Below are 22,114 nucleotides of genomic sequence, written 5' to 3' on the forward strand. Positions count from 1 at the left end.
GCCCCCTACCATGGGAGCGGCACGATCCTCACCGGCGACGGCTACTCCAGAGGTCAGAGGTCACCATGGCGAAGCGAGTCAAGATCGAGAGCAGCTGCCGCGACTGCTCCCGCTGCACCGGCTCCCCCCTCGGCAACGCCGCCCGCGCAACCGTCCGAGGCACCGTCCGCAGCACCGCCGCCCTCGCCACCCTCGGCCTCTCCGAAGCCCTCACCCGCCGCTGCCGCCTCTGCGGCCACGTCATGGGCACCCACCGGTAGGACCGGACAGCGCAGAGGGCCCGCCTCCACCGGGCGTCAGGCCGGGGAAAGCGGGCCCTGCGTGTCGAGGGAACGGGCGAATCAGCTACCCGGCGCGATCAGCCACCGCTGCGCGGGGCTGCCGTTGCAGTCGTAGAGCTGGAGACGGGTCCCGTTGGCCGTGCTGCCGCCGGGGTCGTCCAGGCAGCGGCCGGTGGCCGGGTTGTAGATGCTGCTGTCGGCGCGCGGGATCCACTGCTGGGCGGGACTGCCCGTGCAGGTGTTCCACTGGAGGAGGTTGCCGTTGCTGTTGACGGCGTTGGTGTTGTCGAGGCAGCCGCCCATGACGTTGAGCGTGCCGTTGGCGTTGACAGTCCAGTTCTGGGCGATCGTCCCGTTGCAGTCCGTGATCTGGATGACGGCACCCGGCACCGTGCCGGCGCCGTTGTCGTCGAGGCACTTGTTGGCCCCGATGCCCGAGATGATGCGGTTGGGGACGGGGTTGGCGGTGTTGGTGGCGTAGGGCGAGACCACGAGGTCGGCGACCGAGCCGTCGTAGTAGGAGCTGGGCTGCCCGGCCAGCTGGTAACGGCCAACCACGAGGGGACCCTTGATGCCGGAGTTGGTGGTGTGGTGGCCGTTGGCAGCCAGTGTGCCGTTGACGTAGAGGCTGGTCTGGTGGCTGTCGGCGTCGTAGCTGGCGACGAGGTGCGTCCAGACGCCGGTTTGGACTGTGCCGGAGCTGCTGATGACGTCGTCGGTCTGGTCGTAGGGCCAGCCGTTGTTGTCGGCGTTGCTGAGGGCGAACCGCCAGGTGTTGGTGTTCTTGTCGGGCCAGAGCATGAAGCCGCTGGCGCTGATGCCGTCCTCGCTCGCCACGATCCCGCCGGCAGCGGTCGGCTTGGCCCAGACGTTGACGGTGAAGGACTTGCTGGTGTCGAGCGTGCTGCCCGTCATGTCGATCTCGCCGACGCCGTTCGAGGCCAGCTGCGCGACGTTGGTCGCGACGCCGTCGATGGCGTCAGGGAGGAAGGTGACCGCACCGGTAACGACACCAGCGTGCTGGTTCAGGGCATCTGGAGTCGTGATGACGCCGGTGGGCCCCGTCGTTTTCCCGGTGAACGGCCAGCGGCCGACGGGGGTGCGCAGATCGGCCGGATGGGTCTGGCTCGTGGAGATGAAGCAGGTGTACGACGTCGACGCGGGGCAACCCGTGGTGCTGCCGGTCCAGATGACGAGCTGGCCGGTCGAGGTGGTCGCCCACAGGTCGGGGACGCCGTCGCCGTTGAGGTCACCGGACGAGCCGACCTGGGGGTAGTCCGTCACCTGGAGGTTGACCCCCGCGATGGTAAGACCCTTGGTGGGATCGGCCAGTTGGCTGTAGTTGGGGACACTACCGCCGGTGATCGGGTAGGCGGTCAGCTGGCCGGTTTTGCGGTTACGGGCCCAGAGCGTCGGCTGCATCGCACCGCCGGCGCTCAGGCTGGGACCGTTGGCCGGGCCGGGGTTGATCAGGTCGTAGTTGCTCCAGTCCGCGGTGGAGACCAGATGAGCTGTGCCGTCCAGCTGGTCTGAGTTGGCGCCGGGTGCTGCGGAGTTCAGCAGCCAGAGCTGGGAGCCGTCGACCACGAGCAGCGACGTGCGCCCGATCGAAGCGGCACTGGTGCTTTCACCGCTGGGCGTGCCGAGCGCGAGGATCTGGGTGACCCCCGCCCAGGGCTGAGCTCCGGTGAACGGGCAGACGCCCGGCAATGCCTTGCCGCTCAGGTCCGTGCAGCTCGTGGGAGCCGGTTTGACATTTCCGGAAGAAGAGAACGTGCCGTTCCCGTAGTTCTTGTACCACCTGAGAGTACTGTCAGCGCTATTGAGCGCGACGACGTCATCCACCGTGCCCGCGTCCAGGTTGCCCCGGTGAGTGACCTGGACGGTGTTCCAGTTCTCGGTGGGCGCCGCCGTGGCATAGGCGCTGATGGCGTTCGCGGGGTCGACGCCGGCGGTGACGATCCGGAGATTGCCGACGGCGTCCGGCAGCAGGATGTCGGGTTTGCTGTCGCCGGTCACGTCGCCGTAGGCCGAGGTGCCCTTCGGGTTCCAGGGTGCGAAGAACGAGTAGGCAGCGGGTTGGCCGTAGTTGCCGGCGTTGTCCTGGGCCTGCACATAGACGATGTTCGTCCCCCAACTCGCCGAGCCCGGGGTGTAGGTGAAGCTGGGGCTGGACTGGAGGACGATGCCGGCCCCGGCGCCGTCGGAGCACTTCCAACCGGTGACGGGGGTCGGGTCCGTACTCCAGCGGTAGCAGGCCGTGCCGGAGGCGGTGCCGCCGGCGGGGGCGGGGTCGTTGCCGGTCAGCGTGAAAGTCCCCCCCACGCTGCTGCCCGCGTACACGGTGGGGTGGGGGTTGGGAGTGCCGGAGGGCGGGAACTCACTCGAGTTGACGGCGAGGGTAGGTGAGGTCTTGTCGATCCGGAAGAAGCAGGCCGCGACGTCCGGGGAGCCAAGGCCTCCGCTCGGCGGATCGGAGTCGTAGGCGTTGGCCGTCCACGCGTACAGGTGGCCGTCGGCCAGCGAGGTGCCCGGGATGTTGACGCTGACGTTGGAGTTCTGCGAGGCGGCCCAGCCACTGTCGCCGGTCCAGGACCACCCGGCGTCGTTCCACAGGCGGAAGACGGTGTGCAGGTTCATCCCGGCGGGGGAGAAGTTGGAGGCGGTGAGGGTGACGTTCTGGTTGCCGCCGACCCAAGGGGCGTTCGTACTGCTGGTGGCGCAGTCGGAGCCTGTCGGGTGGCCGCTGCCGTCAGCGTTGGCGAAGCCCGGCTGCGGGGTGACGCGCGGCCACCAGAGGCTGGGGGCGATGTCGTAGGTGGTGACGATGTGCGGGTTGTTGCCGATGTGGTGGCGGTAGAGCGCGTTGTTCTCGTCGTCGGGTGCGATGCCGATCGTCCAGTTGCCCCACTTCTGCTGGGCGGCCGTCTGCATCTGAGAGGTGACGTCGAAGGTGATCGGCCCGGTACCGGTGACGATGCTGGAACCGATCTTGCTGCATCCGAGCATGGTCCCGCCAGTGCCGCAGGGCTGGTTGTTCCAGTTGGTGTCGCCGTTGATCGGGTCCGTCCAGTAGAGACCCAGCGGGGTCTGGGTGGACGGGCTGGAGGCGTCCGTGATGTTCACGAACAGCGTGGAGTTGTAGACGGTCGGGGGCGCCGGAGCGCCGCCGGGCTGAGTGTAGATGGCTGGGTTGATCCCGATCTGGACATAGGCGCGGTACCTGCCGTAGCCGGTGCAGTCGCCGTAGCCGCAATAGCCGATGCCCAGGTCTGCCGGTGCCATGTAGTTCTTGGTGTCGGGATGGTTCTCCTGGACCATGTCCCAGGCCTGGGCAGCGCTGTTCACGCTGATGCTGGGGTCGAGGTACCAAGGCCCGACGCCCTTCCCAAGGACGCTCTGATCCGGGGTCAGGTCGATGGCATCGGAGCTGGCCGTGACACCGATCGTGCCGACGTTCGCGCCTTCGCCGGGCGCGTCAGGTGTGGACCCACTCGTGGGCTGGGGTGCGGGAGCCGCGAAAAGCGAACGGGCCCGGGCAGCCACGGCACCCGAGGCGGTCGGAACGGCGGGTGGCGGCGGCGTGGAATCCCACTGCATCGGCGTCGGGGCGTGCAGCCGCACGGCCCCGGTGCTGTCGGTGAAGGCAAGGTTGCCAGCCGCGTCCGATCCGGCGGTCAACCCTGTCGTCGAGATCGGGAAGTGAAGGGACGTCAGTGCCGGATTGGCAGCGGCGGCAGCGGTCTTGACGACGATGACATCCCGCCAGCCACCCTGGGGGTCTGCGGTCACCTGAAGGTCGACATCGGGCGTCAGCACACCCGCGTAGGTGGCCGTTGCCCCGGACAGGGTGGGCTTGGGCAGTGTGAAGGGAGCCGTGACGGACAGCTGCTTGCCGTCCGGGGTGGTCAGCGTCGCGAGAGCACCACTGCCACCGCCCGACAGCTTCAACGAGGTCGGCGAGACGGTAGGACTCAGGGTCCCGTCGGTGTTCGTTCGCAGGGTGGCGTCGATGGCGGCCCAGCCGGCGCTCTGCCTGATCCGTACGGGAGCCGTGTAATCGGTGGTGCTGAGCGTACCGTCGGGGTTGACCACCGTCGTGGACGAGCCCGTGGTGAGGGCATCGACGGCGACAGCCTGCCCGCTCGTCTTCGCCTTGGTGCGTGCGTCGAGGATCGCCTGCGCGGTCGGCGACAGTGCGGGCGCGGCCGAGCCCGTCGCCGTCGCACCGGTTGGCACCGGTACGGGAACCGGGGTCTCGGCCTGGGCAGCGGGGGCGACGAGCATCCCCACTGCGAGCGCTCCGCTCACCCCCAGAGTGAGCAGGTGGGCGGCACTTGACCGTTTCCTGTGTGGTGCTGTCTTGCGCCAGATGCGTTCAGTTTGTGACATGACGATCCTCGTCCCTCCCTACAGCCCACTCCACGAGCAGGCGTTCGATTCGGAACCCTGCTGCTTGACCCGGCCAGGGTCAAGCCGATACGGCAAGTTGTGATGACATGCCCGGTTTGGTTCCAGCAGATAGGTCAAGGGTTTACAAAGTCTTTCAAGTCGACGGCAAACGGGCTGGTGATCCGAATATTCGTTCGCCTAGGGTCTGGTGAGATCGCGTCACCGGACTCATCTCGTGACGCTCCGTGAGGTTGAACAGCACTGGGGAGTGCCTGTGGTGGGGGTTCGGCGTACGCGTACGCCTTCGGGACGCAAACGGCGTCCCCGCACGAGCGGCATGAGCCTGTCGCTCGTGTTCGCGGTCCTGCTCGCACTGCTGACCGCACCCACAGCGTCAGCACTCAACGCAGGTTCCTCCGGCAAGAGTTGGAGCCCAACGGGCACCCCGCTCAACGCGCCGACCAAGTCCGTCAGCGTCAGCCCGGTGAAGATCACGCCGCTGAAGCCGGCGGCGGCGCCGACGAGCACGCCGACGCCCGCCGCACCGCCCCTGCACACCGGCAGCGCGACGGTCCAGCTCGGCGTCGACTCGACCGAGGCGCGGGCAGCCCGTGCGGCCACCGGTGGCGGCTCTCCGGCCTCCGGCGGTTCCACACTGGTACAGGCCGGACAGCTCCCGGTCTCGGTGGGCACGGACACGACCGGCGCCGCGCGCACCGTTCAGGTCACCGTCTCCGACCCGGCCAAGGGCAAGGCCGTCGGCATCCCGACACCCCTCGTCACCCTGACCGACGCCGACAAGGGCGCCACGGACGGCAAGGTCAACGTCGCCCTGGACCTGAAGCCACTGGGCGGCCAACTGTGGGCCGACCGTGCCCGTCTCGTGGCCGTGCCCGCCTGTGCGTTGACGACGCCGGACGCGACCGACTGCCGCGTGCAGACACCGGTCACCTCAACAGTGGACCCAGCCTCGGGCACACTCACAGCCGAGGTCTCCCTCTCCCCCGCGGCGTCCGGCAGTACGTCGGAGGCGCCCAAGATCCTGCTGGGCGCCATCGCGACGGCAGCCGGCTCGGGAGGCAACTACGCTGCCACGTCGCTGAATCCGTCAATGGCCTGGAACTCAGGGTCCAACGTCGGCAACTTCACCTACTCCTACCCGGTCCAGCTGCCGCCCTCGGTGAGCGGCGTAGCGCCCTCCGTGGCACTGTCCTACGACTCCTCCGCGGTGGACGGCATGACGTCGTCGCAGAACGCGCAGTCCTCCTGGGTCGGCACCGGCTGGGATTACCAGCCGGGCTTCATCGAGCGCTCCTACCAGAGCTGCTCCAAGGACGGCATCCCCGGCAGCGGGGACAACTGCTGGGCCGGTCAGAATGCCACCATGAGCCTTGCGGGCCACTCAGGCCCCCTCGTCCAGGACCAGAACGACAAGACCCTGTGGCATCCCCAGAATGACGACGGGACCACCGTTCGGCAGTTGACCGGCGCCCCCAACTTGCTTCCGACAGGCGAGTACTGGCTGGTCACCACGGACGACGGCACGAAGTACTACTTCGGACAGAACCGTCTGCCGGGTGGCGACGGCACCGACGCGCCCTCCAACTCGGCCTGGTCCGAGCCCGTCTACTCTCCCAACAAGGCAGACGGCCCCTGCTACAACGACGCCACCGGCGCGGGCTCGTCGTGCACCATGGGTTGGCGCTGGAACCTCGACTACGTGGTCGACGTCCACCAGAACCTGATCAGCTACACCTACAACCCCGAGACCAACAACTACCAGCAGGGCGGCGGCCAGAACAAGGGCGGCGGAAAGCCCGCGTCCTACATCCGCGGTGGCACACTCTCACAGATCTTCTACGGCCAGCGGCTCCCCGACCAGATCGCGGCCAAGGGCAAGCTGTCACCGGCCTCCGTGGTGACCTTCGGTACCGGCGAGCGGTGCGAGCCGAACGCCACGGTCACCTGTGCCCCGAACGAGAGCGAGCTGACGACCGCCGACGCCGCTGCCTGGCACGACATCCCCGTCGACCAGGTCTGCACCGGCGCTAGTTGCACGAACACCAGTCCGACCTTCTTCAGCACCAAGCGGCTGACCTCCATCTCCACGAAGGTGCTGGTTGGCTCCTCCTACTCAGCTGTGGACTCGTGGGCCCTCGCCCAGTCATGGGCCGATCCCGGAGACGGAACCCCGAAGTCGCTGTGGCTGGACTCGATCATCCGCACCGGGTACACCAGCGGTAACCCGACCCCGCTGCCGCCGGTGATGTTCGGCGGCGGCGAGATGGCGAACCGGGTCACCACGACCGTCGCCAAACCTGACGCAGTGCCGCCACAGACGCTGGGCCTGCCGCTGTTCAACCAGCCGCGAATGAAGACGATCACCACTGAAACCGGTGGTCAGATCAACATCATCTACAACGACACCGACCAATCGGGCACCAACCCGAAACCCTGCTCGTTCACCTCCTCCTCGGCTCCGTCGCCCGCCGCCAACACGCAGCCCTGCATGCCCGTCAAGTGGTACTTCCCGGGGGGCAGTACCACCACACCGGTCAGCGACTGGTTCCAGAAGTACCTGGTCACCGACGTGACCGAGCAGGATGCGGTCACCGGCATCATCAAGTCGACCCACTACACCTACGGCGGCTGCGGGGGCGCGGCCTGGCACCAGAACGACTCCCCGTTCACCGATCCGGTCACTCGGACCTGGGACAACTTCCGCGGCTACCAGACGGTCACCACCACGACCGGCAGCACGAACGCCGGAGAGACACCCAGAACCCAGCAGACCGTCACCTACCTGCGCGGCATGGACGGCGATGCCTGGGCCACCAACTCGCAGTGCACCGGCCAGGTCGCCAACCCGCTCGGCGGCCCGAACGTCACCGACAGCGACTGGCTTGCCGGTTCGGTCCTGGCCACTCAGGTCTACGACCAGGCCAACGGCACGGTCCAGTCGATGACCGGGACCACGTCGAGTACCGACCAGAAGCCCACTGCCACTCAGACGCCTGCGCCGACCAACGGCGCCCCAGCGCTGATCGCACGCACACCGGCCACGCAACTCACGTCGAAGGTCATGGCGCGCCTGGCCGACGGAACCACCTGGCGGACCACCACCAAGGTAGACACCATCGATCAGGCCTACGGTGCCCGCCTGACTTGGAGCGACGACAAGGGTGACGGGACCAGCGCGGCCCCGGAGATCTGCACCCACATCAAGTATGCGACCGGTCCCACCGACCCCACCGTGCCCACCAGTGCGGTGCTCTCGGCAGTCAGTGAGAAGCAGGCCGTCGCGGGCGCCTGCGGTACCACGGCGACGGCAGCCAACACGGTGTCCGACACTCGGACCCTGTACGACGGCAAGCCCTTCGGCCAACTCGGCGCGCTCGGCGACCCGTCCAGTAGTCAGGCGCTGGACCACTACGACACCAGCGGAAGTCCGGTCTACGTCCTGTCGGGCAGCCTGGCCCCCACCGATGTCTACGGGCGAACCCTGAGCGTTTCCACGACCGACGGCTCGACCTACGACACCGCCGGAAATCAACTGACCGGCCCGAACACGGCAGTGGCAACCACGACCACCGCCTACACCCCGGCCACCGGCGCGGTTCCGACCTCCATCACCACCACCAACCCGCTCGGCTGGACAAGCACGGTCACCCTGGACCCGGGCCGCTCGCTGCCCTTGACATCGAGCGATCCCAACAAGCGGGTGACCACCGAGCACTACGACGGCCTCGGTCGCCTGGTCGACGTCTGGCAACCCGGCCGCTCCACCGACCAGACCTCCAACGTCGAGTACTCCTACGCGATCGACGGGGTCAAGGCTCCGTCCGTGGTCACCACCCGCACCCAGCGCGAGACCAACGGCAACAACACCGAGATCAGCGACTTCTCCTGGAAGACCGAGCTCTACGACGGCCTGGGCCGGCTGGTGCAGACCCAGACCACCGTCCCCCAGACGGGCAACGGACGACTGATCTCCGACACCGTGTACGACTCGCACGGCTGGGCCGTCCTCACCAGGTCGCCGTACTTCGACATCAACACCCTCCCGAACGGCACGCTCGTCAAGCCGATTGACTCGATTGACTCCCAGGTCCCCGGCGAGACCAAGACCATCTACGACGGGATGGGCCGGGTCACCCAGAGCGAGTTCCTGTCGTACAACGTGCCGCAGTGGGGTACCAACACCGCCTACCCGGGCGCCGACCGCACCGATGTGACTCCGCCCCAGGGCGGAACGCCCACCAGCACCGTGACCGACTCTCGCGGACACACCACCGCCCTGTGGCAGTACCACACCCCCACCGCGACCGGTAACGCCACCGACGCCGACGTCACGTCCTACAGCTACACCCCGAGCGGGCAACCGGCCTCGCGGGCGGACGCTGCCGGAAACACCTGGAGCTACACCTACGACCTGCTCGGCCGCCAGACGTCCTCCTCCGACCCGGACACCGGTGTCACGAAGACGGTCTACGACGCCGACGCACGGGTCGACCACACCACGGACGCCAAGGGCAACACCCTCGCTTACAGCTACGACCTGCTCGGCCGCAAGACCGGCCTCTACAACGGCACCGTCGCACCTGCCAACCAGCAGGCAGGCTGGACCTACGACACCCTGGCCTTGGGACAGCTGACCTCCTCCACCCGCTACGGAAAGGGCGGCACCAGCGGCCCGGCCTACGTCGAGGCGACCACCGGTTACGACACCGCCTACCACCCGCTCGGCACCAGCATCACCATCCCGTCCACGGAGGGGAAGCTGGCCGGTACGTACACCACCACCAACACCTATGACCCGGTCCTCGGCACTCTCGCCTCCAGTACGATGCCGGCGCTGCCCTTCCTACCAGCCGGAACTCCGGCGGAGAAGGTGGGCTACGACCGCACTCTCACCGGCTATCTGATCGACTCCGGCGGCAACAACAAGCTGGTCCAGGCAGTCAACTACGACGCCTACGGCCGGCCGGTCAAAACCACCGTCGGCGCACCCGGCAATGCCGTCACCTCCACCCAGCAGTACGACCAGGCCTCCGGGCGCGTCATCAGCTCCTATGTCGGTCCGCAGAACGCCACATCTGCCGCCGACCAGTACACGTACACCTACGACCCCTCCGGCAACGTCACTTCGGTCAGCGACAACCAGAGCACCGCGGCCACCGACACCCAGTGCTTCACTTACGACTATCTCGGGCGCCTCAGTAGCGCCTGGACGGACACCGGCGGCACGCAGACTCGTCCGACCGGCACCTGGAACGACTCCTCCGGCGGCGCGCCGATCGGCTCCGGCACCTCGATCTCCGTCCCCGGTATCGGTGGCTGCAACAACGCCGGCGGCCCGGCCGGGCCCGCCAGCGTGGGCGGTCCGTCACCGTACTGGCAGAGCTACACCTACGACGCAACCGGCAACCGGACCGGCCTGACCTCCCACCAGGTCTCGTCGGCCAAGGGACCACTCGACCCGTCCCAGGTCACCGGACTGGCCATCGCCAGCGACGGCGCCAACCAGACGTTCGGGGTCGGCGTGGCCGGCGGCACGGTCTGGGCCTCCCAGCAGAACCCGGACGGCAGCTGGGTCCCCTTCACCAGCGTGACGGCAACCTCCGGCCAGCTCAGCGGAGTCACCTCCGTGGCCGCCACCTGGTACAACGGCCAGCTGACCGTCGTGGCCCTCGCGAACGGCAAGCCCTGGCAGGCCACCCGCAACGCCGACGGTACCTGGAGCGGCTGGACCGACCTGACCGTGGCCGTCGGAGCACTCGCCCAAGCCGCCACTCAGGTCGCGATCGTCGCGACGAGCTCCGGCCTGGAGATCATGGCGCTGTCCGGCGGCCGACTGCTGCACACCGTGCGCCGCGCCGATGGCACCTGGGAGGTCTGGGGCGACGTCTACGGCGCGGCCGGGGCCCTCACCTCACCCTCCCAGGTCGCCGTTGCGGCAACACCCTCCGGCATGGAGGTGATCGTCACGGCCGGCGGCACACTGAACCACACCGTCCGCCACAGCGACGGCACCTGGCAGGCCTGGGGCAACGTCTACGGGGAGACCGGAGCGCTGCCGCACGGTCTGCCGGGAGGGGGCCAACTCGGCCTGACGGGCACCTCGACAGGCCTGCAGGTCATCGCCCTCTCGGGCGGGACCCCGTGGCACACCATCCGCCACAACGACGGCACCTGGCAGAGCTGGGGTGACGTCACCGGCGCGGCCGGCGCGATCTCGTCGCAGACCACGATCGCCGCCACCAGCACCGGCGCCAACCTCAAGATCCTCACCGCCGGCGCGGGCAATGTCAGCTACACCATGCGCAACGGTGTCAGCCTGGGCTGGAACGCCTGGGCGACACTCTCCCAGCAGGTGATCACCGACCACCCGACGACGACTACCCAAACCTTCGGCGCAGCCAAGACCGTCAATACCTCCACCCAGGCCCCGAACACCGGCGGCGGCACGGGCGGCCCGCACGCACTGCTCTCCACTACGACCACCGGAGCCTCCACCGGCGCCTCCAGCTACCAGTACGACCAGCTCGGCAACACCACCTCCGTCACCGGGACTTCCGGCACCACCAGCATGGTCTGGAACAACGAGGACCAGCTGGCCTCCGTCTCGACCACAGGCCACAACGGGAGCACCAGCTACCTCTACGACGCCGACGGCAACCAGCTCATCCGCTACGAGCCATCGAGCACCACGGTCAACCTCGGCACCGACGAACTGACTCTCTCCACCTCCGACAACTCGCTGAGCGATGTCCGCTACTACGGCTCGTCCGGTGGCATCACCATCACAAGGACCTTCACCGCTCAGAACCCCGGCGGCACCACCGTCTACCAGGCCGCCGACCCGCACGGCACCAACAGCGTCCAGATCGGCACCGACCCGGCCCAGACCGTCACCCGCCGCCTCACCGATCCCTTCGGCAACCCCCGCGGCAACCCGCTCGACTCCGGCGTTTGGGCCGGCGACAAGGGCTTCGTCGGCGGCACCCTGGACCCCGTCACCGGCCTCACCAACCTCGGGGCCCGCGAGTACGACCCCGTCCACGGCCGCTTCCTCAACCCCGATCCACTCCTGGACACCTCCGACCCCCAGCAGTGGAACGGCTACGCCTACAGCAACAACGACCCGGTCAACAGCTCCGACCCCACGGGCCGCATGCACCAGGCCGATTACTACAGCGGTGGCGCCGGCGAGACCGCCTGCACCGACCCCACCGGCTGCAGCCTGGACAACACCCCGGAACCCACGATCCAAGCGCCTACCGGCCTCGGCAAGCCGGCATCCTCGCCTGGAAACGGCTCGGGTAAGGGCGGCAACGGCAAACCAAAGAAGAAGTCCTTCTGGAAGGACCCGGTCGGCTGGAGCTGGGACCACAAGGCCGACATCGCGGAGGCCGTCACCTACGCGGGTGTCTTCGCAGGCTGCTATGCGGTAGCCGGACTCGGCGCGGCAGAAACGGCCGGGGCAACCCTGGTAGCCGGCGTGGCCGGCTGTGGTGCAGTGGCTGGTGCTGCCAGTACCGCAGCGCACAATCTGCTGAGTTCTGGCGGCCAACAGGAGAGCATCCTCGACGGAGCAGCGAGCGGCGAATACAGCGCCATCGTCGGAGAAGGAGTGGGCATCGCCGCGAAGCCCGTCCTCGGCAAGCTCGCGGACTTCCTCAACCCGTGCTCCAACAGCTTCCCCGCTGGCACTCTGGTCCTGCTCGCCAACGGTGCGACCAAGGCCATCGACAAACTCACAACGGGCGACCAGGTCGCCTCGACCGATCCGCAGACCAGCCTGACACTGGCCGAACCGGTGACCCAGACCATCGTCACCCCCGATGACCACGCATTCACCGCCCTCACCCTGACCACCACGAGTCAGACCGCGGCCGCCCTCACCTCCACCCAGCACCACCCTTACTGGAACGTCACCACCCACCGCTGGACCGACGCCGCCGACCTCCACGTCGGCGACCAGCTCCTGACCACGGACGGCAGCACTGTCACCGTCCGTTCGGTACGGAACTACGAGACCCCTGAGCAGACCGCCTACAACCTCACGGTCGCCGACCTCCACACGTACTATGTGCTCGCAGGTACCACGCCGATCTTGGTCCACAATTCCTGTGGGCCAGATATGGGAGCTGCTGCCCGTGCAGCCGCGAAGAATGCGCCTCAGGATGCAACAATGACTGCAGTTGCGCGCATCAAGGATACAAACATCACGGAAATTGGTTACTCCGGACCCTCTTCTCGCCCTGCTTTCCTTGAACCTGAGATCGAGGACGCCGCTGCCGACGGCGGGCAGATGTTCGGGGGCGACGCAGCAAACTGCGCGGAGATGCGTGCATGCAATGCCCTGTTTGCTAATCATGCAGCAGATTTCGAGGAAACGTTCGGGCGTCCATTGCAGCTCAGCGACATCGAATTTCTGACGGTCAGAAGCTTCAATGGCGCGCCAGAGGCAGCATGCCTATCCTGTCAGAGCGCGCTTGTGCGGCGTGGCGCGACTGACCTATCGAGAGGGTGAGCATGGACTTCGCTATCCGTGGCCGAGGTCGCAGTCTGGCTGAAGCGGCAGGCTGGAGCCCCGAGCGGGCGGTCGACATCTCCGGACTTATCCATGAGATGAGGCGTGTCGGCTTCGATGTATCAACTGCGGCCCACAAGTTCCTAGAAGAGTTCTGGCGCCTGCGGATCGAGCATCAGCCAAGCATCAACATAGATGGAAAAGACCTATTCTGCTGGACCGAATTCGATCCGACTCGGGTATGCACGGAGCGCGATGCGAGAACTGCGACCCTGTGCTCTGAGGTGGCCGGTGAATCACTGTGCCCAGTGGGAATTGACGGATTCCACCTCACTGTGTACATTTCGCCTTCCGGCAAGTTCTTCGCCGGGATGGACGCTTCGGTATTCGCATATTCGGGCTCTGCTGACGAATTCTTTGCGAAGCTAGCTGATGGAACCAGGCCGCAGCTTATAGGGGCCTGGGTGCTGTAAGTTCTGGTCAGTTTATTGAGGAGCTTGCAGAGGCCCCGCTGGATTTGTTTCCTGCGGGGCCTCTGTGGCGTCTGACGGCAGTAGTTGACGGCAACGTCAGCGGACGTGGGCCGCACAAAGAGGCGGGTCGTCGCCATCGTCGGGCTGGGTGGTGGTCTCGGCGGGGTTGTGGAGGGCGCGTCCGAGGAGGTCGATGGCGTCGCGCTGGAGGCGGAGTCGGACGTGGGCGTAGACGGTGGCGGTGACGCCGATGTGGGCGTGGCCGAGGATTTCCTTGATGACGACGAGTTCGACGCCCTGTTCCAGGAGAAGGGTCGCGGTCGAGTGTCGGAGGTCGTGGAAGCGGATCTGACGGAGTCCGGCTCGGCGGAGGAGTGCCTTGAAGTGTCGGGTGAGGGTGGCGGGTTCGATCGGGTGGCCGTCAGGCCGGGTGAAGACGTGACCGCTCTCCTTCCAGTTCCGGCCGGCCTTCTTCCGTTCCCGGGTCTGCTTGTCGCGGTGGTCGCGCAGTGAGCGCAGGCAGGGAGCGGGCAGGGCGATGCGACGTTCGGAGCTGACGGTCTTGGTGGGAAGGGTGGTCAGGCCGCCGGTGCTGGTGCGCTGGAGGGTGCGTCGGATGCTGGCGGTGCTGGCCGTCAGGTTGAGGTCTTCCCAGCGCAGGCCGAGGAGTTCGCCCTTGCGGAGTCCGGTGCGGAGGGCGAGTTCGAACAGGGCGTGCAGGCGGTGACCCTGCACGGCGAAGAGGAAGGTGCGGGCTTCGTCGGTGGTGAGGGGTTCGAAGCGGCGCGGTCGGGGTGTGCCGGTGCGGACGTTGCGGGCGACGTTGCGAGGGATCTCTTCCTCGCGTACCGCGTGCTCCAGCGCGGACTTCAGTACGGAGTGGAGGTAGGCGAGCGTCAGCGGGGAGAGGTGCTTGCCGCAGCATTTCCCGAGCGCGCAGCAGCGCGGGCGGCGGTCGGTCTGCGCGTCGGGCTTGCGTCGGGCGTCGATGCCGCGTGCGCAGCATTGGCAGACGGTCCGCAGCTCGTTCAGCCAGGTGCGGACGTCCTTGGCGGCAAGCTTGGCGATCTTCTTCCGGCCCAGCCCCGGGATGAGGTACTGGTGCACGACGGCAGCGTAGCGGGTGTGGGTGTTCTCGCGGAGCTGATGGACGGCGACGTTCTCCAGCCAGTACGTCAGGTACGCCCCGAGGCTGCCCTGGGCGGAGACCACGGGGACACCGCGGTTGCTGGCGGCGGTCTTCTCGGTGAGCTTGGCGAGGGCGTCCTTGCGGGTGGTGCCGTAGACGCTGACGCGCTTGCGGGTGTCGCCTGTGGCGAGGACGTAGCCGGCGGCTTCCCAGCGGCCGTCCTTGCGCTGGTACACGGTGCCGTCACCGTTGGCGCGAACCCTGCGAGAACCGGTGGTGGGGTTGGTGTCCGGGGTGGTCATCAGGCTGCCTCTGCGAGTTGGTGGTGTACGAGGGTGTACAGGGCGTGGGTGGGGATGCGGCGGGCGCGGCCGATGGTGATCGAGGCCAGTCGCCGGGTGCGGATGAGGTCGTAGACGGTGGAGCGGCTGATCTTTAGGCGTGCCATGACCTCGGGAACGGTGAGGAGTTCGGCCTCGGCGGTCACGCGATCGCCCCCGTCTGGACGGCGGTGGTCAGCGGGTCGGTGGTGTGACCGGCCGGGTCACTGGCGCGCCGCGCCTGCCGGGGGCGGCTTGGTTGTTCGGTCCGGGTGCGCGGTGTGGTGGACAGGAGGTCAGCGAGGTGGGCGAGTTCGGGCAGGAGGCCGGTTCCCGCGTACTGCCAGTGCGAGATCACCAGAGTCGTGTCCGCGCCGCCACGCCGCCTGTCCTTCGCGCGGTGACCTGCGCGGTGACCGGGGCCGGGGTCGGTGTGACCGGCGGTCAGGTCAGCGCGGTCCTCGCGGTCACTGTGCCGGTCAGTGGCCGGCTGGCCCTCATCGGTCGGTTCCTGACCGGCGTGTCGGCCAACAGCTGCCGGGTCGAGCGGCGTCGAGGCAGAGGTGGCGTCGTCTTGGCGGGTGCGCCAGGTGGTGCGTTCGGCGCGGAGGTGGGTGAGGGTGGTGGAGTAGTGGCGAGTGCGGGTGGAGAAGTGGCCTCGGAAGCCGAGCATGTGGGCCCACTGCCGCAGGCGGAGGTGGGTGTGCTGGGGCTGGGCTCCGAGGTGCCAGGCGGTGTGGATCATGCGGCGGGCGTGGTCGGTGAGGTCGTGCTGGGCGAGTTCGGCCAGGAGGCGGAGTCGGCGGTCGAGGGTGCCGGTGGTGGTTTCGGCGCCCTTGGTGGCGTATTTGGCGATGTAGGCGGCGACGTGGCGGTCGGTGACGGGGGCGTCGCCGGTGAAGTCGGTACTGCGGATGGCGCGGACGTCGATCTGCCGCCCGAGGCGAAACACCATGGGCTCTGCCGACTGTGCCGGGTCGGCCTCCCCGGCCCGGGAGGGGTGTTGGTGCTGGACGCGAGTGCGGTTGGCGGCGGCGCGGACGGCGTGGTCGAGGAGCGCGGTGGTGGCCCAGGCAGGCGGGGTGCTGCTGGGGCCGGTGGGTCCGTCGATGCGGATGACGGTGTGGAAGTGGATCTGGCCGCGCTTTTGGTATTCGGCGACCTTGGCGTAGGACAGGGTCGCGTGGTGGCGCAGGGTGCGCTGGGTGAGTCCGGCGGCGTTGGCGATCTCGCGGCGCAGGTGGGTGGTGAAGCGGGACCACAGGGCGGGAGCGTGGGCGTTCCACAGCACCGCGCCGGTGTAGTCGTACCGCTGTGGGTTCAGCGGGGTGCCGAGGAGGGGGTCGCCGTCGGCGTGCCGGGTGCCGCAGGTGCAGGGGGTGGTGCCGGGTTGGTTGTGGACGGGGCCGAAGCCGGGGGCGGTAAGGGTGGCGAAGACGCGGGGGTGGGTGGCGACGGTGGTGGGGACGGTCTTGCCGCCGCGCAGTCCGGCGGCGATGAGCTGGTAGGTGTCGTAGCGGTAGAGGGTGGAACAGGCCGGGCAGCGGGTGGTGCGGCGGTTGCCGCAGCGCACCAGGAGTTCGCCGGCGGGCAGGTGGCAGGTGTCGAGGTGGTCGAGGATCTGGCCGGTCGCACGGTCCACGCGGGTGCGGTGCCCGGTCAGGCGGATCGGGCGGGCGCAGCCGCCCAGGGAGCCGATCTGCCGGGCCAGGGGTGCGAGGTGTCCGGCGGCGGCGAGCTTGGCCAGCCTGGCGGTCAGCCGCGCCCGGCGTTCCAGCGCCGAGTTCCTGTTCGCGGACGTGTCGGCGCTGGTGGTGAGCGCCGGTGCGGCGAACTCCGTGCTGGCGGGAGTGGAGGTGGTTGCGGGGGCGGGGAGTAATGGCACGCCGACATCAGTATTCAGTACTCGCAGCGAAGCGGATGCCTACGCGCAACACGCATGGGAGAATGGGACTCCGGTGCCTGGCCGTTCCAATGTTCGCGATTACCAGTATGGCCAACCGGTAGGCAGAGGCCCAAATGGTGGATGGCAGACAAAGGTGCGGGCTCATATTGACCAGTCGGGCAAGATACACGCGCACCCAGCCGGCCCCGAATACTTTGATGAGTGAGATGAAGAAGCGGAATTCTGCAGACGCGAAACTCTCCTGGCCCTGGCAGGCCTGGGACGAGTTGATGCAAAATGTGCGAATTGCGTATGAGGATCTCCGTAATCCAAGAAGGGCCTTCGCGCTGACCGCTGCGCGGCAGCAACCGTACCGAGATCTCATCGGCGCCTTGGGCGCGATGGCCAGCGTGACGGACGACACTGATATCAACTGTGACGTGTGCTTCACCTACATGCTTGAGTTGGACGGCTTGTTTTTCGTCCGTCTTTCGATGGTCGGCCCGTATGTCACCTTTGCCAGATCGCATGATGAAAGGGCTGTCAAATTTATACATTCACATGCAACCTGTTCGTCCGACTTTGAGCGGGATGTATTGCGGCTACTGATGACACGGGGCTTCCGTGTACTTTCGGACGTTCAGCTGGCCGCAGCTATTGACTTGACATTTCCGGGAATTGAGCACGCGAAGGTCTATAACGCGCTGTTTTCTCCGGAGGAGGAGTGGTCGTGATCATCTGTTGTCGAAATGATATCGTAACGGCCAAGTGAAAAGCTGAGGCACGATGAGAGGCCTGCCCAGATTCACCTTTTTGGGCAGGCCTCTCATCGTCTTACTTGGGATTGCATCGAAGGTGAGCGGAAGGCTGACATGCTCGGCCGCCCTCGCACCGCCTCGCTGTTCATCAATCCGCACACGTACTATGTGCTGGCGGGGACGACGCCGGCCCTCGTCCACAACTGTGATCTGCACGATTTGGCCAGCCGAATCGGCGAAGTCAACCACTTCCAATACTGCTGGGGCGGTCGCCCGCGATACCTACACAGGGGAGTGGGCATATGGGGAGAGCGGCACAGTACCTGCACGGATTCATCCTCAACTGCGCGGGCGCCTCGATGATTTGATGGAGCAGCACGGAGGGCCCTTGGAATCATGGCCAGCTGGTGAATGTGCAGAATTCAACGCCTGCAATAATCTGCTCTTCAAGGTGCCAACGGCGCGCCTTGATGAGGTTGGGTACGCCACCATTGTCAGAAAAACTGGATTGAATTTCCCATCCTGCGACAATTGTCGATTCCTGTTGGGTGGCGGCGGCGCAAGGGAGGCGGTGAACTAATGGGTTTGCTCGACTTTCCGGCCAGGGATGCCAATTTGATTGACTTCCTGGAAGGAATCGGATGGTTCCCCGGACGATATGTCGATCTGCAGGGCGATCTTGAGGCATGGTCAACTGAGGGGTACGCCGCTTCCGGCTCCGTTCTAGAATTCATGTCGGAGTGTAGCGGTCTCCAGTTTGATTACCCCCGACATCCGGCAGTCGGTGGAACGCATGGATGCCTGGTCTCTGGGGCATTTTCGGCGCAACAGGTCGCCCGGTCGCTCGTGATGGATTACGAGGAGAGACTTGGCGTCGAACTGTGCCCCATCGGCTATTCGGCGAGCGGAAACCTATTTCTGTACATGGCGCCGGATGGGGCCACATACGGGGGGCATGACCGATTTCTCGCCAAAGTGGCCGATGATGGATACCACGCGCTTCAAGCTATTGGCCGGAGAGCGGACTTGTCTCCGATCTGATCCGTGGGGTCTGTCGGGCGCCTGGCCTCTTTGAATGCCTGTGGGGAGCCTCACCGAAGCGTGATTCGGTGAGGCTCCTCCGCGTAGGGATATGGTGCGCACCTGCGAAAATGCGTCGTGCCTTGACGGCAGTAGTTGACGGCAACGTCGCGAACGAGTGCTGCACAAAGCGGCGGGTCGTCGTCGTTGTCGGGCTCGGTGGCGGCCTCGGGAGGCTTGCCGAGCGTGCGGCTGAGGAGGTCGATGGCGTCACGCTGGAGGCGGAGCCGGACGTGGGCATACACGGTGGCGGTGACGCCGATGTGGGCGTGGCCAAGGAGCTCCTTGATCACGACGAGTTCGATGCCCTGTTCGAGAAGGAGAGTCGCGGTCGAGTGCCGCAGGTCTATGTCATCACCCGCGTCCGGCTCTGCTGACCAGCCACCCCACTCCGGCAGGCTCGCAATTCCCAACCCCCGGTGCCGGCCGGAGGCGTGCGTCCAGATTTTCTCTACGCGGCTCACGGCGGGACCAGCCCGCTGGAGCTGGCCCGACGTCGCCGACCGACAAGGGTTGGACCAGTGCATGAGGCCGGTGCAGGGGCCGTCCGAGAGCAGGCGAGTCAGAGGCGGGTTCGACCGGCGCCCGATGGGAGCAAGTGGTGGGGTAAGGACTCATTACGCCTTGCGGAACGTGGACCCCGCCCTCGCCGCACTCCCGCCATTATCTACCGGACCCGAACCCGCGCCGTCAGGAGAACAGCCCGGCTTCACTCAATCAAGTTCAGTAAGGTAAGCACAGGGCGTAGCCTCCCAAACGACGTTGGTGCGTTGGTCTCATCGGTGACCAGGAATCGATCCTCAGGAGAGCATGCCCTCACCGTGCCGAGCCACAGGTCCGATCATTGCTCTGTGTCAGGAAAACGCACCTAAGTCGGTTGATGAGCAGGCGGCAGAGGACCGCTCCGATGCCTTGAACCGTCCGGGGCACCGGTACGCCCACGTCAACGAGTTGGGTGTGGCGAACCGGGCCTTCCAATGGATCTCACCGAGACCGGCGGTGCCACCGGTACGGCCGAAGGATTCGAACCCCTACCGGGATCAGGCCGCGACGAGTTCCCGCTCGCGGTCCGGGGTCGTGACCTTGGGCTTCTTGTTCGGCAGTGAGAGCCGGAAGACCTTGTGCCACGCGGAGTACACCTGCTTGGGCAGCGGCCCGGTGACGTATGCCAGCTCGTACTTCTCGAACAGCGCGCGCACCTTCACCGCGACCTCGGCGTACCGGTTGCTCGGCAGGTCCGGGAACAGGTGGTGCTCGATCTGGTGCGACAGGTTGCCGGTCATGAAGTGCATGGCCTTGCTGCCGCTGATGTTCGCCGAGCCCATCATCTGGCGCAGGTACCACTGACCGCGCGTCTCGCCCTCGATCGACCGGCGCTCGAAGACCTGCACGCCCTCGGGGAAGTGCCCGCACATGATCACCGAGTGGGTCCAGAGGTTGCGGACCAGGTTCGCGGTGAACGTGGCGGCGAGCGTGGTGAGGAACGACGGGCCCGAAAGGAGCGGGTGGATCACGTAGTCCTTGAGCACCTGCTTGCGGATCTTGCGGCCCACGGCCCTGACCCGCGCGCGGAACTCCGGGTTCTTGCGGCGGCGCTTGTGCAGGTTCTTGCCGAGTTCAAGGTCGTAGGCGGCGATGCCGTACTCGAAGAAGCAGGCGTTGAGGAAGTTCCACAGCGGCTGGCCGAGGTGGAAGGGGTGCCACTTCTGGTCCTCGTCGACGCGCATGATGCCGTAGCCGAGGTCGTTGTCCTTGCCGATCACGTTGGTGTACGTGTGGTGCAGCTCGTTGTGCGAGTGCTTCCACTGGTCGGCCGGCGAGACGTGATCCCAGTTCCAGGTGGTGGAGTGGATCTTCGGGTCCCGCATCCAGTCCCACTGGCCGTGCAGGACGTTGTGGCCGATCTCCATGTTCTCCATGATCTTCGCCACGGAGAGGCCGGCGGTGCCGATCAGCCACGCGGGCGGGAAGATCGAGAACAGCAGCACGCCCCTGCTCGCCAGCTCGAGCTTGCGCTGCGCCGAGATGACCTTGCGGATGTAGGCGGCGTCCTTCTCGCCGCGGCCGGCGATCACCTCGTCGCGGATCGCGTCCAGCTCGCGGCCGAGCTCCTCGATCTGCTCCGCGGTCAGGTGGGCGGTGGGGTCGATGGCGGTCAAGGCGCTCCTACCGTTCGATGTCGCAGGGGCCCGCCGCGGCGGACACACAGGTCTGGATGAGGACGCCCGGCTCGGCCTCGGTGATCTCGCCGGTACGCAGGTCGCGGACGGCGCCCGCCTTGAGCGGCGTGACGCAGCCGAAGCAGATGCCCATCCGGCACCCGGACGGCATGAGCACGCCGGCCTCCTCGCCGACGTCCAGCAACGGCGTGGCGCCGTCCGCGTCGACGGTCTTGCCGGTGGTGCTGAACGTGACCTGGCCACCGTCGCCGGCGACGACGACGCTGGGACGGAAGCGTTCGGTGTGCAGGCGCTCCGGGACGCCGTGCCCGGTCCAGTGCTCCTCGGCGGCGTCGAGCAGGCCCGCGGGCCCGCACGCCCAGGTCTCGCGCTCGGCCCAGTCGGGGACGAGTTCGTCGAGACGGGCGATGTCGAGCCTGCCGTCGGTGTCGGTGTGCACCTCGATGAGCCGCAGCTTCTTGTCCGCGACCAGGTCGTGCAGGTCGTCGCGGAAGATCACGTCATGCGGCCGCGGCGCGCAGTGGACCAGGACGACGTCCTCGAGCCCGGTGTCGCGCAGCATGCCCATCACCGGCGTGATGCCGCTGCCGGCCGTCAGATAGAGCACCTTGGCGGGCTTGGCCTCCGGCAGCACGAAGTCACCGGTCGCCTGGCCGAGCTGGATCAGCGTGCCCGGTTTCGCCCCGCGGACCAGGTGGTTGCTGACCTTGCCGTCCGCGATCGCCTTCACGGTGATCGTGATGCGGCCGTCCTGGCGGTTGGTCGGCGAGGTGATGGAGTAGGCACGCCACAGGCGCACCCCGTCGACGTCGACCCCGATCCGCACATACTGACCGGCCGTGTGGCCGCGCCAGTCCCGTCCCGGCCTGATCACGACGGTCGCGGCGTCACCCGTCTCGGGGTGCACGGCCTCGATGCGCCCCCGCAGGTCGGCACCCGCGCGCAGCGGGCTGACCAGGTCGAGGTAGTCCGACGGCAGCAGCGGCGTCGTGACCATCTCCAGCAGTTTCCACGCCCTACTGCGGAGGGCTGCAGTCGTCATGACCCCAGCTTGGTGCGCTTCCGAGGGTAAAGTCCTGT

Annotated in this window: 11 protein-coding genes and 1 pseudogene; 5 read left to right on the top strand and 7 right to left on the bottom strand. The window is 67.0% G+C overall.

From position 1 onward, the window contains the following. The first annotated feature begins 65 nt into the window (after window positions 1–65). Window positions 66–260 carry a hypothetical protein gene (locus BS80_RS35790; RefSeq protein WP_035805824.1) on the top strand — a complete coding sequence of 65 codons (195 nt, stop codon included), beginning with the start codon at window positions 66–68 and terminating at the stop codon, window positions 258–260. Between the two features lie 81 nt (window positions 261–341). Here the strand turns inward: BS80_RS35790 and BS80_RS35795 are convergent, their stop codons facing one another. Further along, the gene (locus BS80_RS35795) at window positions 342–4,592 is read right to left on the bottom strand and encodes a ricin-type beta-trefoil lectin domain protein (protein ID WP_198045699.1); all 4,251 of its coding nucleotides are present in this window, start codon (window positions 4,590–4,592) and stop codon (window positions 342–344) included. A gap of 418 nt (window positions 4,593–5,010) precedes the next feature. Here BS80_RS35795 and BS80_RS43710 point away from each other — a divergent pair, with 418 nt between their 5' ends. Both BS80_RS43710 and BS80_RS44230 read left to right on the top strand, forming a co-directional pair. Further along, complete coding sequence (locus BS80_RS43710) at window positions 5,011–13,209, top strand: polymorphic toxin-type HINT domain-containing protein (RefSeq protein ID WP_051967636.1); 8,199 nt, start codon at window positions 5,011–5,013, stop codon at window positions 13,207–13,209. A 2-nt stretch (window positions 13,210–13,211) separates the two neighbouring features. Continuing rightward, window positions 13,212–13,682 carry an SUKH-3 domain-containing protein gene (locus tag BS80_RS44230; protein WP_083975740.1) on the top strand — a complete coding sequence of 157 codons (471 nt, stop codon included), beginning with the start codon at window positions 13,212–13,214 and terminating at the stop codon, window positions 13,680–13,682. Window positions 13,683–13,778: 96 nt separating this feature from the next. On the opposite strand, the gene BS80_RS35805 is transcribed toward BS80_RS44230, so the two are convergent. The 3 genes from BS80_RS35805 to BS80_RS35815 are packed head-to-tail and all read right to left on the bottom strand — an operon-like array spanning window position 13,779 to window position 17,016. Further along, window positions 13,779–15,113: a tyrosine-type recombinase/integrase gene (locus tag BS80_RS35805; RefSeq protein WP_035805830.1), complete on the bottom strand. Its 1,335-nt coding sequence runs from the start codon at window positions 15,111–15,113 to the stop codon at window positions 13,779–13,781. Next, entirely contained in the window at window positions 15,113–15,298 is a 186-nt protein-coding gene (locus BS80_RS35810) for a helix-turn-helix domain-containing protein (RefSeq protein ID WP_035805832.1), read from the bottom strand. Before BS80_RS35810 ends, BS80_RS35805 begins: the two co-directional genes overlap by 1 nt. Continuing rightward, window positions 15,295–17,016 carry a replication initiator gene (locus tag BS80_RS35815; RefSeq protein WP_063772151.1) on the bottom strand — a complete coding sequence of 574 codons (1,722 nt, stop codon included), beginning with the start codon at window positions 17,014–17,016 and terminating at the stop codon, window positions 15,295–15,297. The genes BS80_RS35810 and BS80_RS35815 overlap by 4 nt, the downstream gene beginning before the upstream one ends. Window positions 17,017–17,234: 218 nt before the next feature. Here BS80_RS35815 and BS80_RS35820 point away from each other — a divergent pair, with 218 nt between their 5' ends. Together BS80_RS35820 and BS80_RS40075 are read left to right on the top strand one after the other, a co-directional pair. Further along, window positions 17,235–17,750: a hypothetical protein gene (locus BS80_RS35820; protein WP_157536774.1), complete on the top strand. Its 516-nt coding sequence runs from the start codon at window positions 17,235–17,237 to the stop codon at window positions 17,748–17,750. Window positions 17,751–18,353: 603 nt separating this feature from the next. Then, a complete protein-coding gene (locus BS80_RS40075) occupies window positions 18,354–18,815 on the top strand; it encodes an SUKH-3 domain-containing protein (protein WP_083975741.1) in 462 nt (153 codons plus the stop codon). Between the two features lie 149 nt (window positions 18,816–18,964). Here the strand turns inward: BS80_RS40075 and BS80_RS41400 are convergent. The 3 genes and pseudogenes from BS80_RS41400 to BS80_RS35835 all read right to left on the bottom strand — a co-directional run. Continuing rightward, window positions 18,965–19,201: pseudogene (locus BS80_RS41400) on the bottom strand (tyrosine-type recombinase/integrase); the annotation flags it as partial. Between the two features lie 693 nt (window positions 19,202–19,894). Further along, window positions 19,895–21,013, bottom strand: a complete 1,119-nt coding sequence (locus tag BS80_RS35830; RefSeq protein WP_035805838.1) for a fatty acid desaturase family protein — start codon at window positions 21,011–21,013, stop codon at window positions 19,895–19,897. A 7-nt stretch (window positions 21,014–21,020) separates the two neighbouring features. Further along, complete coding sequence (locus tag BS80_RS35835; protein WP_035805839.1) at window positions 21,021–22,076, bottom strand: ferredoxin reductase; 1,056 nt, start codon at window positions 22,074–22,076, stop codon at window positions 21,021–21,023. Window positions 22,077–22,114 lie beyond the last annotated feature (38 nt).

The organism is Kitasatospora mediocidica KCTC 9733, assembly GCF_000744225.1.
In the GTDB taxonomy this organism is placed as follows: Bacteria; Actinomycetota; Actinomycetes; order Streptomycetales; family Streptomycetaceae; genus Kitasatospora; species Kitasatospora mediocidica.